The 16,980-nt window shown below is 61.1% G+C and carries 15 protein-coding genes; 12 read left to right on the forward strand and 3 right to left on the reverse strand.

Features of this window, described 5'->3' with window-relative positions:
* Positions 1-3 precede the first annotated feature (3 nt).
* Genes tauB through tauD form a run of 3 tightly spaced genes read left to right on the forward strand, consistent with a single transcriptional unit; the run spans position 4 to position 2,525 of the window.
* Positions 4-798 (forward strand): taurine ABC transporter ATP-binding subunit, encoded by a 795-nt coding sequence (gene tauB / locus J3P81_RS23615; RefSeq protein WP_434561214.1) that lies wholly within the window; start codon positions 4-6, stop codon positions 796-798.
* On the forward strand, positions 795-1,634 hold the full coding sequence (gene tauC / locus J3P81_RS23620; RefSeq protein ID WP_434561216.1) for a taurine ABC transporter permease TauC: 840 nt from the start codon (positions 795-797) through the stop codon (positions 1,632-1,634). The genes tauB and tauC overlap by 4 nt, the downstream gene beginning before the upstream one ends.
* Before the next feature lie 48 nt (positions 1,635-1,682).
* The gene (gene tauD / locus J3P81_RS23625; protein WP_434561218.1) at positions 1,683-2,525 is read left to right on the forward strand and encodes a taurine dioxygenase; all 843 of its coding nucleotides are present in this window, start codon (positions 1,683-1,685) and stop codon (positions 2,523-2,525) included.
* Between the two features lie 186 nt (positions 2,526-2,711).
* On the opposite strand, the gene mgrA is transcribed toward tauD, so the two are convergent.
* Both mgrA and J3P81_RS23635 read right to left on the reverse strand, forming a co-directional pair.
* Positions 2,712-3,749: an L-glyceraldehyde 3-phosphate reductase gene (gene mgrA / locus J3P81_RS23630; RefSeq protein ID WP_434561220.1), complete on the reverse strand. Its 1,038-nt coding sequence runs from the start codon at positions 3,747-3,749 to the stop codon at positions 2,712-2,714.
* A gap of 205 nt (positions 3,750-3,954) precedes the next feature.
* Positions 3,955-4,845 (reverse strand): LysR family transcriptional regulator, encoded by an 891-nt coding sequence (locus J3P81_RS23635; protein ID WP_434561222.1) that lies wholly within the window; start codon positions 4,843-4,845, stop codon positions 3,955-3,957.
* A gap of 125 nt (positions 4,846-4,970) precedes the next feature.
* Between J3P81_RS23635 and J3P81_RS23640 the strand changes: the two genes are divergently transcribed.
* On the forward strand, positions 4,971-5,711 hold the full coding sequence (locus J3P81_RS23640; protein WP_434561224.1) for an SDR family oxidoreductase: 741 nt from the start codon (positions 4,971-4,973) through the stop codon (positions 5,709-5,711).
* A 160-nt stretch (positions 5,712-5,871) separates the two neighbouring features.
* On the opposite strand, the gene betT is transcribed toward J3P81_RS23640, so the two are convergent.
* A complete protein-coding gene (gene betT, locus J3P81_RS23645) occupies positions 5,872-7,833 on the reverse strand; it encodes a choline transporter BetT (RefSeq protein WP_434564165.1) in 1,962 nt (653 codons plus the stop codon).
* Between the two features lie 389 nt (positions 7,834-8,222).
* Here betT and J3P81_RS23650 point away from each other — a divergent pair, with 389 nt between their 5' ends.
* From J3P81_RS23650 to J3P81_RS23685, 8 genes are all read left to right on the forward strand, one after another.
* A complete protein-coding gene (locus J3P81_RS23650; protein WP_434561226.1) occupies positions 8,223-9,215 on the forward strand; it encodes a D-cysteine desulfhydrase in 993 nt (330 codons plus the stop codon).
* Between the two features lie 203 nt (positions 9,216-9,418).
* Complete coding sequence (tcyJ, locus tag J3P81_RS23655) at positions 9,419-10,219, forward strand: cystine ABC transporter substrate-binding protein (protein ID WP_420766444.1); 801 nt, start codon at positions 9,419-9,421, stop codon at positions 10,217-10,219.
* Entirely contained in the window at positions 10,219-10,884 is a 666-nt protein-coding gene (gene tcyL, locus J3P81_RS23660) for a cystine ABC transporter permease (RefSeq protein WP_420766445.1), read from the forward strand. Before tcyJ ends, tcyL begins: the two co-directional genes overlap by 1 nt.
* Positions 10,885-10,887: 3 nt before the next feature.
* A complete protein-coding gene (gene tcyN, locus J3P81_RS23665) occupies positions 10,888-11,649 on the forward strand; it encodes an L-cystine ABC transporter ATP-binding protein TcyN (protein ID WP_420766446.1) in 762 nt (253 codons plus the stop codon).
* Positions 11,650-12,086: 437 nt separating this feature from the next.
* Positions 12,087-12,848, forward strand: coding sequence for a hypothetical protein (locus J3P81_RS23670; protein ID WP_434561228.1), 762 nt, complete (start codon positions 12,087-12,089; stop codon positions 12,846-12,848).
* A gap of 250 nt (positions 12,849-13,098) precedes the next feature.
* Positions 13,099-14,340 (forward strand): SfnB family sulfur acquisition oxidoreductase, encoded by a 1,242-nt coding sequence (locus J3P81_RS23675; RefSeq protein ID WP_434561230.1) that lies wholly within the window; start codon positions 13,099-13,101, stop codon positions 14,338-14,340.
* A 23-nt stretch (positions 14,341-14,363) separates the two neighbouring features.
* Positions 14,364-15,557: an SfnB family sulfur acquisition oxidoreductase gene (locus J3P81_RS23680; RefSeq protein WP_434561232.1), complete on the forward strand. Its 1,194-nt coding sequence runs from the start codon at positions 14,364-14,366 to the stop codon at positions 15,555-15,557.
* On the forward strand, positions 15,557-16,945 hold the full coding sequence (locus J3P81_RS23685) for an LLM class flavin-dependent oxidoreductase (protein ID WP_434561234.1): 1,389 nt from the start codon (positions 15,557-15,559) through the stop codon (positions 16,943-16,945). The genes J3P81_RS23680 and J3P81_RS23685 overlap by 1 nt, the downstream gene beginning before the upstream one ends.
* Positions 16,946-16,980 lie beyond the last annotated feature (35 nt).

Below are 16,980 nucleotides of genomic sequence, written 5' to 3' on the forward strand. Positions count from 1 at the left end.
GAGATGGCCTTGCTACAGCTGGAGCGCATCAGCGCACAGTACCCCGGCGCCACGAAACCGGTACTGGCGGATATTTCGTTGACCCTGGGTCCACAGCAGTTGCTGGTCGCCCTCGGGCCATCCGGCAGTGGCAAGACGTCGTTGCTGAACCTGATTGCCGGGTTCGTCGAGCCCAGCGCCGGACAAATCACCTTGGACGGCGTGCCAGTGTCAGGCCCGGGCGCCGAACGTGGCGTGGTGTTCCAGGACGATGCGTTGCTGCCTTGGCTGGACGTGCTGGCAAACGTCGGGTTTGGCCTTGAACTGGCCGGGCTCGCGAGAGAAAAACGCGAGGCTCGCGCCCGGGAAATGCTTGCCTTGGTGGACCTGGCCGGGTTCGAAAAGCGTCGCGTCTGGCAGCTGTCTGGCGGTCAGAAGCAACGCGTCGGCCTGGCCCGCGCGCTGGCGGCCGATCCACGGGTACTGTTGATGGACGAACCGTTCGGAGCCCTGGACGCCTTCACCCGCGAGCAGATGCAGGAACTGCTGCTGCAGGTCTGGCAGCGCACCGCCAAACCGGTGTTCCTGATTACCCACGACATCGAAGAAGCCGTGTTCCTGGCGACCGATCTGATTTTGCTGGCGCCCGATCCCGGGCGGATCGTCGAGCGGCTGAGCCTGGATTTCGGCCACCGGTACGGCGCTGGCGAATCGGCCCGGTCGATCAAGTCCGATCCACGCTTCATCGAGACCCGCGAGCACGTGCTCGCCAGAGTGTTTTCCCAACGCAGCGCCACTCGACAACAGGAGCGCGCATGAGCAGCTATGAAATTCCAGCCGTGGCCGGCGATGCCGTGAATTCGCACGCGGCCGCACCCGCTCGACGCAGGCTGAGCACACGCTGGATCAGCGGCCTGACATTGGTGGTGTTGCTGTTTCTCTGGTGGGCGATCACCGCCACCGGGCTGATCGAACCGCTGTTCCTGCCGCCGCCCTCCGCCGTGCTGCAGAAGGGTTGGCTGCTGGCAACCAGCGGCTACATGGACTCGACACTCTGGCAACACCTGGGCGCAAGCCTCGGCCGGATTGGCCTGGGCCTGTTGTTCGCGGTGCTGACAGCGGTGCCGGTGGGCATCGCCATCGGCGCCAATCGTATTGCCCGTGGCGTGCTCGATCCGCTGATCGAATTCTATCGGCCGATCCCTCCCCTGGCTTACTTGCCGCTGATTGTGATCTGGTGCGGCATCGGCGAGCTGTCGAAAGTCCTGCTGATCTACCTGGCGATCTTCGCCCCGATCGCCATCGCTACGGCCACCGGCGTGCGCACCGTCGACCCGGCCAGATTGCGCGCCGCGCAGTCCCTGGGCGCCTCGCGGAGGCAATTGATTCGTCATGTGATCGTACCCAGCGCCTTGCCCGACATTCTTACCGGCATACGCATCGGCCTGGGCGTGGGGTGGTCGACGCTGGTCGCCGCTGAACTGATCGCAGCCACCAGCGGCCTGGGATTCATGGTGCAGTCGGCGGCGCAATTCCTGGTCACCGATGTCGTGGTTCTGGGAATCCTGGTGATCGCAGTGATCGCCTTCGCCATAGAGATGGGCCTGCGCGCCCTGCAACGCAAACTGGTGCCATGGCACGGCCAGGCTCACTGATACGCAATGACCACGCCGACCATTCGGCGCCCATCCGAGAGAATCAAAATGAGCCGCCCGACCATTACCCCTTTAAGCATTGCCCTCGGCGCGCAGATCAACGGGATCGACATCAGCCAACCGCTGAGTCCGCAAGACCGGGATTTCGTCGAGCAGGCATTGCTGGAACATCAGGTACTGTTTTTCCGCGACCAGCCGATCGAACCACCGCAACAGGCACGTTTCGCGGCGTATTTCGGTGACCTGCACATCCATCCGATCTACCCCAACATACCGGAGCAGCCTGAAGTGCTGGTGCTCGACACCGCCGTCACCGACGTTCGCGATAACGCGGTGTGGCACACCGACGTGACCTTCTTGCCGACACCCGCCCTGGGCGCGGTGCTCAGCGCCAAGCTGCTGCCGGCGTTTGGCGGCGACACGTTATGGGCCAGCGGCATTGCAGCCTACGAAGCCTTGTCGGCGCCGTTGAAAAGTTTGCTGGAAGGTCTGACAGCGACCCACGATTTCACCCGTTCATTTCCGCTGGAGCGCTTCGGCAACTCGCCTGAAGACCTGGTGCGCTGGGAGGAAGCACGGCGCAAGAACCCGTCGTTGTCCCATCCAGTAATACGTACTCATCCAGTGAGCGGCCGCCGCTCGCTGTTCGTCAACGAAGGCTTTACCACCCGAATCAACGAGCTATCGGAAACCGAAAGCGAGGCGATCCTGAAACTGCTGTTCGCCCACGCCACCCGACCGGAGTTCACCGTTCGTTGGCGCTGGCAGGCCAACGACGTGGCGTTCTGGGATAACCGCGTGACCCAGCATTTCGCCGTGGACGACTACCGTCCCGCCCGGCGCGTGATGCACCGGGCGACGGTGTTGGGGGATGTGCCGTTTTTCAGGTGAGTGCCTTGCCCGAATGGTTTTCCGGGGTAACGCATATCCCCGTGGCGAGGGAGCTTGCTCCCGCTCGACTGCGCAGCAGTCGCAAAACCTGTCCCACTGCTTTTCCTGATACGCAGCGTTGAATGGGTTTGCGGCCGCTTCGCGGCCCAGCGGGAGCAAGCTCCCTCGCCACAGGGGTGTTCGGTGTTACTCCGCTGTCGAAGGCTTCTCCCACAGGTTAATCCCACCCTCCTGGGCAAACCGGTCGATCTCGGCCAGTTCTTCGGCGCTGAAGTTGAGGTTCTGCAACGCCCCGACGTTCTCGACGATCTGCTCCGGCCGGCTCGCGCCGATCAGGGCCGAGGTGACACGTGGATCGCGCAGCGTCCAGGCCAGGGCCATTTGAGCCAGGCTTTGGCCGCGACGCTGGGCGATTTCGTTGAGGGCGCGGACGTGGGCGATATTTTCATCCGACAGATGCGACGCTTGCAACGAGCCACCGCCCGGGCGATTCACCCGCGCATCGGCCGGAATGCCCTTGAGATACTTGTCGGTCAGCAGTCCCTGGGCCAGCGGCGTGAAAGCGATGACGCCAGTGCCGAGTTCCTCGGTAGCGTCCAGCAGGTCTTTTTCCACCCAGCGATTGAGCAGGTTGTAGGCCGGCTGGTGGATCAGCAGCGGGACTTTCCATTCCTTGAGCAGCGCGGCCATTTCCCGGGTCTTCACGCCCGAATACGAAGAGATGCCTATGTACAAAGCCTTGCCCTGTTGCACGGCTGTGGCGAGGGCGCTGGCTGTTTCCTCCAGTGGCGTGTCGGGATCGAAACGGTGGGAGTAGAAAATGTCCACGTAATCCACGCCCAAGCGTTGCAGGCTCTGGTCGAGGCTGGCGAGCACGTATTTGCGCGAACCGCCGCCCTGTCCATAAGGGCCGGGCCACATGTCCCAGCCGGCCTTGCTGGAGATGATCAATTCATCGCGGTACTGCTTGAAATCTTCACGCAACAGCCGACCGAAATTGATTTCGGCGCTGCCGTAGGGCGGGCCGTAGTTGTTGGCGAGGTCGAAATGGTTGATGCCCAGGTCGAATGCCGTGCGCAGCAAGGCTCGCTGAGTATCGATCGGCGTACTGTCGCCGAAGTTGTGCCACAAGCCGAGTGACAGGGCCGGAAGCACCAGCCCGCTGCGCCCGACGCGGCGATAGGGAATGGACTCGTAGCGGTTTTGCGCAGCGGTGTAGGTCATCGAAAAGGCTCTCTGTGCGGACGGCGAATGGCAGAAGCTAACATTTCACAGACGCATCGGTCAGGCCCAAAGTTCGCATGGCAGGTGTGGAGCGAGCCTGCTCCGGGCGGCGATCCGACGATAGCGGTGGATCTGCCAACAAATCATCGACAGGTATGGCCTCATCGCGAGCAAGCTCGCGCCCACAGGGCTCGATAGCCAAGCCTTAACGCGCCTGCGCAAACACCTGGGCCACCCAATCCACGAATACTCGCACCCGTGGCGACATGTGTCGGTTGTGCGGATAGAGCACCGACACTGGCATGGAAGGTGGTGGAGTCGCGGCGAGGACTTCCTGGATCAGACCCTGCCGGATCGGCTCCTCCATCCGGTAATGCGGGCATTGGATCAGGCCCATCCCGGCGATGGCCGACGCGGCGTAGATTTCCGCGCCGGACACTGACAACGTGCCACCTATCGGCACTTCCTTGAGTTCGCCCTCGACCATGAACTCGAACGGATACAGCTTGCCGGTACTGCGCGAGACGTAATTCACCGCTTTGTGATGTTTCAGATCCGCGAGGCTTTTCGGCTCACCGTGCCGGCGAAGGTAAGCAGGACTGGCGCAAGTGATCTGCCGAAGATTGGCGACGCGCCGGCCAATCAATGACGAATCCGCCAACGTGCCGGAACGCACGACGCAATCAACGCCTTCGGCAATCAGGTCGACGAAACGATCCGCCTCGCTGATGAACAATTCTATTTCGGGGTAGCGAGCCATGAATTGCGGCAGCGCCGGGATCACGAAATATCGCGCCTGGGTTCCGTGCAGGTCCACCCTCAGCTTGCCTTTGGGCGCCACGCCGCGAAACGCCAGTTCGGCTTCCTCCAGCTCGGCCAGCAACTGCACGCATCGCGGGTAATAGGCTTCGCCATCAAGGGTCGGGCGTACCTTGCGGGTGCTGCGCTCCAGCAAACGCACCCCCAACCAGGCCTCGAACTGATTGAGCGTGTGGGTCAGCGTCGCCCGGGGCATGCTCAAATCTTCAGCGGCCAGGGTGAAACTGCTGCGCTCGTATATGCGGACAAATACCCGCATGGCCTTGACCTGATCCATCGGAATCCTGCGCCCTGATTGTTGAGAGATATTGAACAGTCAAGGCAACTTTCTTGCATTTATCGCCAAGAGTAAACATGTGAATCTGGCTTCAACCTACCACGACATCTCAGGGGATTCTTGCCATGACTGTTCCAAACTCCAAAGTTGCCATTGTCACCGGCGCCTCGCGCGGCATCGGTGCTGAGATTGCCAAGCAACTGGCCACTGACGGTTTCGCCGTCGCCGTCAACTTCGCCAGCAGTGCCACCGAAGCCTCCAGGCTGGTCGTGCAGTTGCGCCAGGCCGGTCACCAGGCCATAGCGGTGAAGGCCGACGTGTCGGTTGCCGCCGATGTCAGCCGGATGTTCGATGAAGTCGAAGCACAGCTGGGCAAGGTCGATGTGTTGATCAACAACGCCGGCATCCTCCAGGTCATGCCCTTGGCACAGCACAGCGATGAGCTGTTCGACCGCACGTTTGCAATCAATACCCGGGGCACGTTCAACACCTTGCGCGAAGCCGCGACCCGGCTGAACGACGGCGGCCGAATCGTGAATTTTTCCAGCAGCACCGTGGGCCTGAACCTGCCTGGGTATTCGGTGTACATAGCCAGCAAGGCCGCGGTGGAGTCGCTGACCCAGGTGTTTGCCAAGGAACTGCGCGGTCGACAGATCACGGTCAATGCCGTGGCCCCGGGGCCGGTCGCCACCGAGCTGTTCATGCACGGAAAAAGCGAAGAGCAGGTGCAGCACTACGCGAAGATGCCGCCCTTGGAGCGCCTCGGCCAGCCGGAAGACATTGCCAGCATCGTGTCTTTCCTGGCCAGCCCGGCTGCCGACTGGGTGAACGGGCAGATCCTGCGGGCCAATGGTGGGCTGGTCTGAGGCTGCGATCTGAACCCCAAGTCAAACCACTTTCGTCGGATCGCCGCCCGGAGCAAGCTCGCTCCCACAAGGGAATCCTTGACCTGTGGGAGCGAGCCTGCTCGCGATGGGGCCGGTGGTGCCAGACCCTAAGCTCGTTGACGCCGTCCTTGGGCTTAGCTCAGCGCACCAGATGCAAGAACTGCATGTGCCGCTCGTACTGATCGAGGATGTCGTTGATGACCTGCTCCTTGGAGTAGCCCACCAGGTCGTAATCCTGGCTGCCTTCGCTCAGGTGCACCTCGGCTCGGTAGTAACGCCGGTTGTTGATTTGCTTGGAGCCCATGCCGCCCCGGGCGAAGGACGGCGTGAAGTAGCCGCGCATCTGCACCTGGTAGATGAACGGATGCTGCTCACCGTGGCCGATCTCCAGGCTGACGCTGTCGTTGGCCGGGTCTGGCTGGGTCATCACCGCCAGGCCTTTTTCAGCGAACACCGCTTTCACTTCTTCAATGGCAGGGCGCACCGTGGTGTCCAGGAAACGGTACACCTCGTCCCGGGAAGGGAAATGCACCGCCTGGCTCAGACGCTGGCGCCAGCCGCCCGTGCCCCGGCGAGACCCCGCCACCGGCGCGAGGGAATGCAATTGCGCAATCTGCTTCTGGGATTCGAGATAGAACGCCTTGTGCAGCCCCCACATCATCAGCAAAAGAATCATGGAGAACGGCAACGACGTCAGCACCACCGCTGACTTGAGCGCATCGATGCTGCCGGAAAACAGCAAGGCACTGGTCACCAGGGCGGTCATCGCTCCCCAGAACACACGCAGCCATTTCGGCCCGTCTTCATCGGGGCTGCCACCCTTGGCAGACAACGTCGAAAGCACCACGGTGCCTGAATCGGCGGACGTGACAAAAAACACGAAGCTGATAAACACCGTGACCGCGATCACCGTCTTGCTCCACGGATAGGTTTCCAGCAGCAGGTAAAGGCTCATCGACGGGTTTTCCAGGGCGGACATGCCCAAGGCACTCATGCCATGGTTCAGTACCTGGTCGAGGGCACTGTTGCCGAAGATCGACATCCACGCCAGGGTGAAACCCAGTGGAATCAAAAGCACGCCAAACACGAATTCGCGGATCGTACGGCCACGGGAAATCCGTGCGATAAACAGCCCCACGAACGGCGACCAGGCGATCCACCACGCCCAGTAGAAAACGGTCCAGCCGCCCAGCCAGTCACTGGGCTTGTTGTAGGCGTACAGGTCGAAACTTTTCATCGGCAGCGCGCCGAGGTAGTCCCCCAAATTCTGAATCAGCGTGTTGAGCAGGTGCTGCGTCGGCCCGGCAAACAGCACGAACAGCAACAGCGCGCAGGCCAGCAGCATGTTGATGTCGGACATGACCCGCACACCTTTATCGACACCCGCCACGGCGACGATGATTGCCGCCCCCATCATCAGTACGATCAGGCCAACCTGGATCCACTGCGTGTGGGCGATGCCGAACAGGTAATCCAGCCCGGAATTGAGGTGCAGCACTCCAAACCCCATGTCCGCGCCCAGGCCGAACACGGTCGCGATGATGCCGAAGCCGTCCACTGCATAACCGATCGGGCCATTGATGCGCTTGCCGATCAGTGGGTACAACGCCGACCGCAAGGCCAACGGCAAATTGTGCCGATAGGCGAAGTACGCCAGGGCCATGCCGACGAATGCAAAGACGCCCCAGCCGTGCAAGCCCCAGTGCAGGAAAAGGATCTGCATGGCCTGGCGCGCCGCATCGGCGGTGCCGGCCTCCCCTTGGGGGGGCTGGACCAGATGGGTCAGCGGCTCCGAAACGCAAAAGAAGAACAACGTGATGCTGATCCCGGCGGCGAACAGCATGCCGGCCCAGGACAGGTAACTGAACTCGGGTTCGTCGTGGTCGGCTCCGAGCTTGATCTTGCCGTAGCCGGACAATGCAGTGACCACCACGAAAATCAGATACAGGGTCATCGCCAGCAAGTAATACCAACCGACCATGTTGGCCGCCCAGTTCTGGGCCGCCAGAAGCCACGCGCCGGCCTGCTTGGGCAGCGTGATGACAACCAGGCCGAACAGCAGGATGAAGGTCGCCGAGAAATAAAACACTGGCGGATTCATGCGGACCAGGCCGCTGGGTGGGAGGGACGAAGTGCTCATCGACAGAGCACCTCGCGAAGCGAAGCAGCGATGTGTACAAACGGACTCGGCAAAGGCAAGCCTCCTGTTGTGAGCGGGCAGCAAACCAATGGTTTAACTTGAATGAACGTTCAAGTTAAACATGAATAGGGAACTAGAGACTAATCGCCGGGCTAAATGGCACGTTTCATACACTAGCCTATGGCTGGGTATGACGTTGCCTGGCGCGCATTCGTTCAGTGTTGCCTCGAACCCTGTGGAAGCTTACAAACCCTTCTTCATCTCCATTCACGCCGGGTCGAAGATTGCTGGTTGCCGCCCGAATATCCACATGCCTATAGTCCGACATCGCCTACAACCAGTACGGACTCATGATCAAAGAACAGCTGTCCCGCTTTCATCGTCTCGACCTGCTCGGTCATCCGACACCGCTGGAAAAACTTGAACGCCTCTCCCAATGGCTCGGCCGCGAGGTCTACATCAAGCGCGACGACCTGACGCCCTTGGCACTGGGCGGCAACAAGCTGCGCAAGCTTGAATACCTGGGCGCCGACGCGTTGGCCCAAGGTGCCGACACCCTCATCACCGCGGGCGCGATCCAGTCCAACCATGTCCGCCAGACAGCTGCCTTGGCCGCCAGGCTGGGCCTGGGTTGCGTGGCGCTGCTGGAAAACCCCATCGGCACCGACGACAGCAATTACCTGGGTAACGGCAATCGACTGCTGCTTGACCTGTTCGACGCGAACGTCGAATTGGTGGATAACCTGGATAACGCCGACGAACAATTGCAGGCCCTCGCTGGCCGCCTGCGCAGCAACGGGAAAAAACCCTACCTGGTGCCGATTGGCGGTTCGAACGCCCTCGGCGCACTGGGATATGTCCGTGCTGGGCTGGAGCTGGCCGAACAGATCAAGGACACCGGTATCGATTTCGCCGCCGTCGTGCTGGCCTCGGGCAGTGCCGGAACCCACAGCGGCCTGGCGCTGGCCTTGAGCGAAAGCCTGCCCGCGCTTCCGGTCATTGGCGTGACGGTTTCCCGTAGCGAAGAAGATCAATTCCCCAAGGTCCAGGGCCTGGCCGAACGCACGGCGCAGCTGTTGGATGTCGCCGTCCCGCAAGCCTTCAAAGTGAACCTGTGGGATGAATACTTTGCTCCCCGCTACGGCGAACCCAGCGCCGGCACGCTGGCGGCGGTCAAGCTACTGGCGAGCCAGGAAGGGCTTTTGCTCGACCCGGTCTACACCGGCAAGGCCATGGCGGGCCTGCTCGACGGCATTGGTCGCGACCGCTTCGACGAGGGCCCGATCATCTTCCTTCACACCGGTGGTGCGCCGGCATTGTTTGCCTACAACGCGGCGTTTTGAGGTCCAGAAAACAATCCATGTGGTTATATAGGGAGGATTTAATATTATTTTCCAACCTATAAAAGCCACCCTATAGTCTCGCCGCAGGCGCATTTGCCGCGAGACGTCTTGGCTGCTTTAAGGCAGGATGTGGCAATCTTTTCGGAGCGCGGCGACGCCTTTCCATCCAAACGATGTCTTCTAAGAAAACACAGGGGCTTGTCATGAATTTTTCCGCATTACGTCGCAACCTGCTGGTGGGTTCGCTGGGCCTGGTACTGGGCGCCGGCCTGCTGGGGCAAGCGGTTGCCGGTGAGCAACTGCAAAACATCAAGGACGCTGGTGAAATCAAGATCGGCCTGGAAGGCACGTACCCACCGTTCAGCTTCGTTGACGCCGACGGCAAGCTGACCGGTTTCGAAGTGGAATTTTCCGAAGCCCTGGCCAAGGAGCTGGGTGTGAAGGTCAAGCTGCAGACCACCCCATGGGCAGGCATCCTCGCGGCACTGGAATCCAAGCGCCTGGACGCTGTGGTCAATCAGGTGACCATTTCTGAAGAACGCAAGAAGAAATACGACTTCTCGGAGCCGTACACTGTTTCCGGCATTCAAGCGCTGGTCCTGACCAAAAAAGCCGACGAGCTGAACATCAAGAAAGCCGCTGACCTGGGCGGTAAAAAAGTCGGCGTTGGCTTGGGCACCAACTACGAACAGTGGGTCAAGGCCAACGTGCCTACCGCCGATGTACGCACTTACGAAGATGACCCGAGCAAGTTCCAGGACCTGCGCGTTGGCCGCATCGACGCCATCCTGATCGACCGCCTCGCCGCGCTGGAATACGCCAAGAAAGCCAAGGACACGACCGCCGCCGGCGAAGCCTTCTCTCGCCAGGAGGCCGGTATCGCCCTGCGCAAAGGCGAGCCTGAGTTGTTGGCCGCCGTGAACAAAGCCATAGAAAAACTGCGCGCCGACGGCACGCTGAAAAAACTGTCGGAAAAATATTTCAACGCTGACGTCACCCAATAATGGAAGCAGCTCTTCAACTCGCGTTGGACTCCGCGCCCTTCCTGCTCAAGGGCGCGTATTACACCGTCATCCTCAGCCTGGGCGGGATGTTCTTCGGCTTGTTGCTGGGGTTTGGCCTGGCGCTGATGCGCCTGTCTCGTCTCAAGGTGGTCAACTGGATAGCCCGCGCCTACGTGTCGTTCTTTCGCGGCACACCGTTGCTCGTGCAGTTATTCCTGATCTACTACGGGTTGCCGCAGCTGGGGGTCGAGCTGGACCCGCTCCCAGCGGCGCTGATCGGTTTCTCGCTGAACATGGCGGCCTATGCCTGTGAGATCCTGCGGGCCGCCATCAGCTCCATCGAGCGCGGCCAGTGGGAAGCGGCGGCGAGCATCGGGATGACCCGTGCCCAGACTCTGCGTCGGGCCATTTTGCCGCAAGCCGCGCGTACGGCCCTGCCACCGCTGGGCAACAGCTTCATCTCCCTGGTCAAGGACACCGCGCTGGCGGCGACTATCCAGGTGCCGGAGCTGTTCCGTCAGGCGCAATTGATCACCGCCCGTACCTTCGAAATCTTCACCATGTATCTTGCCGCCGCGCTGATCTACTGGGTTCTCGCCACCGTGCTTTCGCACTTGCAGAACGTATTGGAAGCTCGGGTCAATCGGCACGACCAGGAGTCCTGACCCATGATTGTCGTGGAAAAACTGACAAAGCAGTTCAAGGGCCAGGTTGTGCTCAACGGCATCGACTTGAAGATCGAAGAAGGCGAAGTGGTTGCGATCATCGGCCCCAGCGGTTCGGGCAAGACGACCTTCCTGCGCTGCCTGAATTTCCTCGAAGAGCCCAGCAGCGGTCGGATCAAGGTCGGCGACATCGAGATCGATGGCAGTCGCCCTTTGAACCAGCAGCAGGGCCTGGTGCGTCGTTTGCGCCAGCAGGTCGGTTTCGTGTTCCAGAACTTCAATCTGTTCCCCCACCGCACCGCGCTGGAGAACGTCACCGAAGGCCCGATCGTGGTGAAAAAGACGCCCCGTGCCGACGCCGAAGCGCTGGGTCGCAAACTGTTGGCGAAAGTCGGCTTGGCCGGCAAGGAAAACGCCTATCCAAGGCGCCTGTCCGGTGGCCAGCAACAGCGCGTGGCAATCGCCCGGGCGCTGGCGATGGAACCGGCGGTGATCCTCTTCGACGAGCCCACCTCGGCCCTCGACCCGGAACTGGTGGGTGAAGTATTGGCAACCATTCGTGGCTTGGCCGAAGAAAAACGCACCATGGTCATCGTGACCCACGAGATGGGCTTCGCCCGGGATGTGGCAAACCGCGTGGTGTTCTTCGACAAAGGCGTGATCGTTGAACAAGGCGAAGCCAAGGCATTGTTTGAAGCACCGAAAGAAGAGCGTACCCGACAGTTCCTCAGCAAGTTCCTCTCAGCCGGACACGGCACGCACTAAAGCAGCACAATGTCGTTACTTCCAAGGATGGAAGTAAGACAACTTGCAACATCCCTCATTCAAAGCCAAACGTGAACTTCCCGCCTTTACTTATCCAGCCAAGTTAGAAAGTTATCCAGTCGCGCCTCGACTGAGATCAGCCTATCCGCACTCTGCAAAGCCTCGAACCCCAACGCCCGAGGAAAAGTACGACCAGAACAACGTATTCTTAACAGCAATGCGTAGGACATTTCTGAAGCCTGACATTATCAACTTTTGCGCAAGCGCTTCTATTGACACTGAAACTCTCCAACCTTTATCTAGACGCAAACAGGCGAAGCGCTTTACTTATCTTCAACAAAAAATCAACGAGCATCCTAAAACCAAGTAACGCGGCAATTATTCACGTCTTCGATATTTCCGGAACGTAGTGCGTTTAGACATCAAGGAGAACACCCATGACATGTACGTCGCATACCCCTGAGTTGCCCGCGCCCACCTTGGCCAGCAGCGGCATCAATATCACCAGCGCCGCGCACCTGGAGGTCGATGTAGCGCCCTACCCCGGCATGGATCCGGGGGATCTGGTCGAATTATTCTGGGACAACTGCTACGTCGGCTCCCGCCTGCTTACAGAATCGGACCTGCGCGCAAGCATTTGCCTGCGGGTACCGGAGAGTTTCATCGTCAACGGGACCTCCCGCGTCCACTACCGCGTCATGCAAATCGGACGCGGACCGGCGCTGTCCGCGGCGCGACAGGTTCAGGTCAAGCTGGACTGCCCCGGTGGCCAACCGTCGGCCTTGACCGGTGATGAAAACCAGAGCCTGGCGCCGGTGCGGATCCCGGAAACCATCCGCCGCCAAGGCGTGAACCCGAACCAGATCAGACGTGGCGTGCCGGTGACGATCGAGCCCTACCTGAACATGGCCGCCGACGATGCGATTACCGTGCGTTGGGGCGACGTGCGCATGGACCTGCCAAGGATCAAGCCTTGTGAAGTTGGCCAACCGGTCCACGTCTGGGTTCCGCCGGAAGTCATCATGGAAGCGGGCGAGGACCTGCGTCTGGAAGTGACCTATTGCATCATCGACCGGGTGGGCAACAATTCCCGCTGGGCTCCGCCGCGTACGTTGAAGATCGGTTGCGCCAACCCGTATCTGAAGAATCCGCCGACAGACCTGCTCGTGGCCGCTGAACCGCGACGCCGGGCGCCGTGACGTTTCTCTTCCATGGTCGTATCTGGGCAGGCCACGCCGGTATCACATCCAGCCTATGGTTATTCCTAAAAGTTATTTCAAAAATAATATCTACGCGTTTAGGGTATATAAACCGGACCACCGGACATTCTTGATTTTGGTCGCCGCTTCATCGCGGCGTTTTCTTGAGATGTGAGGTGGGTATGGTACGGAACACAATCACCCCAATGCAGGGCGCCAAGGCACTGCGTGCAGCCACGGAGTGGCTGTGATGTCCGATCTGGCACAGGCAAAGGTCCAGAGCGACCTAAACATCGCCCCACCATTGCTGCCGGCGCAGGTGCTGCGCACCGATGCCGAAGCAATCAAAGCTGCCCATGAACTGGCGCAATTGGCGCGCCAGCAAGCTGCGCGTCGCGACCAGCAACGCAAGCTGCCCTGGTCGGAAATCGAGCAATTCACCCGCAGCGGGCTCGGCAGCATTGCCGTGCCCCGCGATTACGGTGGCCCGCAAGTCTCCTGCGTCACGATCGCCGAGGTGTTTGCAATCATTTGCGCTGCCGATCCGGCCCTTGGTCAGATTCCCCAAAACCAGTTCGGCGTGCTCCAGCTGATTCTTGCCACGGGCACCGAGCGGCAGAAGAGATTGCTTCTCCAAAGCGTGCTGGAAGGCTGGCGCATCGGCAATGCCGGACCGGAGCGCGGCACCCGCAACACCTTGGAACTCAAGGCACGGATCACGGCCGACGGTGACGGCTATGTCATCAACGGGCAGAAGTTCTATTCCACCGGTGCGCTGTTCGCCCATTGGGTCGCCGTCAAGGCCTTGAATGAGGAGGGTCGCCAGGTATTGGCGTTCGTGCGGCGCGGCACACCGGGCCTGCGGATCGTTGATGACTGGTCGGGCTTCGGCCAGCGCACCACGGCCAGTGGCACGGTGCTGCTGAACGATGTGCGGGTCGACGCCGAGCTGGTACTGGACAACTGGCGCATCAACGACACGCCCAACGTGCAAGGAGCATTTTCGCAACTGATCCAGGCCGCTATTGACCTGGGCATCGCCCGCGGCGCCATCGACGATGCCATCGACTTCGTGCGCAAACGCTCGCGCCCCTGGATCGACGCCAACGTCGAGCGGGCCAGTGACGATCTGTATGTCATCGCCGATGTCGGCAAGCTGAAGATCGAACTGCACGCCGCCGAGGCTTTGCTGCGCAAGGCCGGGCAGGTGCTTGACCAGGTCAACGCCGCGCCGATCACCGAACAGTCCGCCGCCCGCGCCTCGATAGCCGTCGCCGAAGCCAAGGTCCTGACCACCGAAATCGCCCTGCACGCCAGCGAGAAACTGTTCGAGCTGGCCGGCAGCCGCGCCACCCTCGCTGAATTCAACCTTGATCGCCACTGGCGCAACGCACGGGTCCACACCCTGCACGACCCCGTGCGCTGGAAATACCACGCGGTCGGCGATTACCGCCTGAACGGCACCTTGCCGGCCCGGCACTCCTGGATTTGACGACCCCGACTCTGGAGCAGCACATGACGTTTTCCCAACACGTCGCGGTGATCACCAGCGATGAACAAGCCTTGATTGTCGCCAGCGACCTGGCTGATGACTTCAAACGCGACAGTGCCCTGCGCGACCGCGAACGGCGTCTGCCTCTTGCGGAGCTGGAAGCGTTCACTCGCGCGGGCCTTTGGGGCATCAGCGTGCCCAAGGCCTACGGCGGTGCGGGCGTATCCAACGTCACGCTGGCCAAGGTCATCGCGCTGATCTCACAGGCCGATGGTTCGCTCGGCCAGATTCCGCAAAATCATTTCTATGCATTGGAAGTGCTGCGGGTTAACGGCCGCGAGGCCCAGAAGCAACGGCTGTACGCCGAGGTGCTGGCCGGCCAGCGGTTCGGCAATGCCCTGGCGGAACTCGGGACGAGGACGGCCCATGACCGCATCACCCAACTGCGTCGCGACGGCGAGGCCTATCGCATCAATGGCCGCAAGTTCTACGCCACCGGGGCGATCTATGCCCAGCGCATCCCCACCTCGGTGGTGGATGAAAACGGCGTGCAGCAATTGGCGTTCGTCCCGCGCAGCAGCAAGGGCCTGACGGTGATCGACGACTGGAGCGGTTTCGGCCAGCGCACCACCGGCAGCGGCTCGGTGGTGTTTGAGGATGTCCTTGTCAGTGCCGAAGACATCGTGCCCTTCCAGAGCGCCTTCGAACGCCCAACGCCGGTAGGCCCGTTGGCGCAGATCCTCCACGCCGCCATCGACGCCGGCATCGCCCGCGCCGCCTATGAAGACGCCCTGCATTTTGTCCGCAGCAAAACCCGTCCGTGGATCGACGCCACCAGCGACGTCGCCACCCAGGACCCGCACACTCTTAAAAGCTTCGGCCACCTGAGCATTCGCCTGCATGCCGCCGAAGCCTTGCTGGAACGCGCCGGTGAATTTCTTGACCGCGCCCAGGCCGACACGAACGCAGAAACGGTGGCGGCGGCCTCGATCGCCGTGGCCGAAGCCCGGGCCCTCAGCACTGAAATTTCCCTCGCCGCCGGCAGCACGCTCTTCGAACTGGCCGGCAGCCAGGCGACCCTGGCCGAGCATGGCCTCGACCGCCACTGGCGCAACGCCCGAGTGCACACCCTGCACGACCCGGTGCGCTGGAAGTATCACGCGGTCGGCAACTTCTACCTCAACGATGAAAAACCGCCGCTGCGGGGGACAATCTGATGGCGGCCGGCAAGAAAAAAATCCTCCTCAACGCGTTCAACATGAACTGCATCGGGCACATCAACCACGGTCTGTGGACCCATCCAGAGGACACTTCGACCCAGTTCAACACCATTGAATACTGGACCGGGCTGGCCCAGTTGCTGGAGCGAGGTTTGTTCGACGGGTTGTTCATTGCCGATATCGTCGGGGTCTATGACGTTTACCAGCAGTCCGTGGACGTCACGCTGAAAGAATCGATTCAACTGCCGGTCAACGACCCGTTGCTGCTGGTATCGGCAATGGCCGCAGTGACGAAGAACCTCGGCTTTGGCCTCACCGCCAACTTGACCTACGAACCGCCGTACCTGTTCGCCCGGCGCATGAGCACCCTGGACCACCTGAGCCGCGGACGGGTTGGCTGGAACATCGTCACCGGCTACCTGGACAGCGCCGCCAAGGCCATGGGCCTTACCGCGCAGGTCGAGCACGACCGGCGCTACGACCAGGCCGACGAGTACCTGCAAGTGCTCTACAAGCTATGGGAAGGCAGTTGGGAAGACGACGCGGTCATCAACGATCGCGAGCAGCGGATTTATGCCCGGCCAGAGAAAGTGCACAAGGTCCAGCATCAGGGGGAGTTCTATCAGATCGAGGGTTATCACCTCTGCGAGCCCTCGCCACAGCGCACGCCGGTACTGTTCCAGGCGGGCAGCTCCGAGCGGGGCCTGCTGTTCGCTGGGCGCCATGCGGAGTGCGTGTTCATCAGTGGCCAGAACAAACCGGCGACCAAGGTCCAGGTGGACAAGGTCCGCGCCAGCGCCCTCGCGGCTGGGCGCCATGCCGAAGACATCAAAGTGTTCATGGGCCTGAACGTGATCGTCGGCGAAACCGAAGCGGCGGCCTGGACCAAGCATGCCGAGTACCTGGGCTACGCCAGCGCCGAGGCCGGAGTGGCGCATTTCTCCGCCTCGACGGGCATTGATTTTGCCGAGTACGAACTGGACGAACCGATCCAGTACGTGAAGAGCAACGCCATCCAGTCCGCCACCAAGACCCTGCAAAACAACGACTGGACCCGACGCAGATTGCTGGAGCAACACGCCTTGGGCGGTCGCTACATCACGGTGGTCGGCTCGCCCGAACAGGTCGCCGATGAGCTGGAATCCTGGATCGCCGAAACCGGCCTCGACGGCTTCAACCTGACCCGCATCGTCACGCCGCAAAGTTACCTGGACTTCATCGACCTGGTGATTCCCGAGCTGCAGGGACGCGGGTCGTACAAGACCGAATACGACGATGGCACGTTGCGGGAAAAGCTGTTTCACGGGGGGGCTCATTTGCCCGAACAACATACCGGCTCAACCTACCGGCACTCATCCTGTGGCGAGGGGGCTTGCTCCCGCTGATGGGCGAAGCCCGCCCAAAGAGTTTGGGGCTACTT

Origin of the sequence: Pseudomonas sp. R1-6 (assembly GCF_051132115.1) — a bacterium.
Taxonomy (GTDB): Bacteria; Pseudomonadota; Gammaproteobacteria; order Pseudomonadales; family Pseudomonadaceae; genus Aquipseudomonas.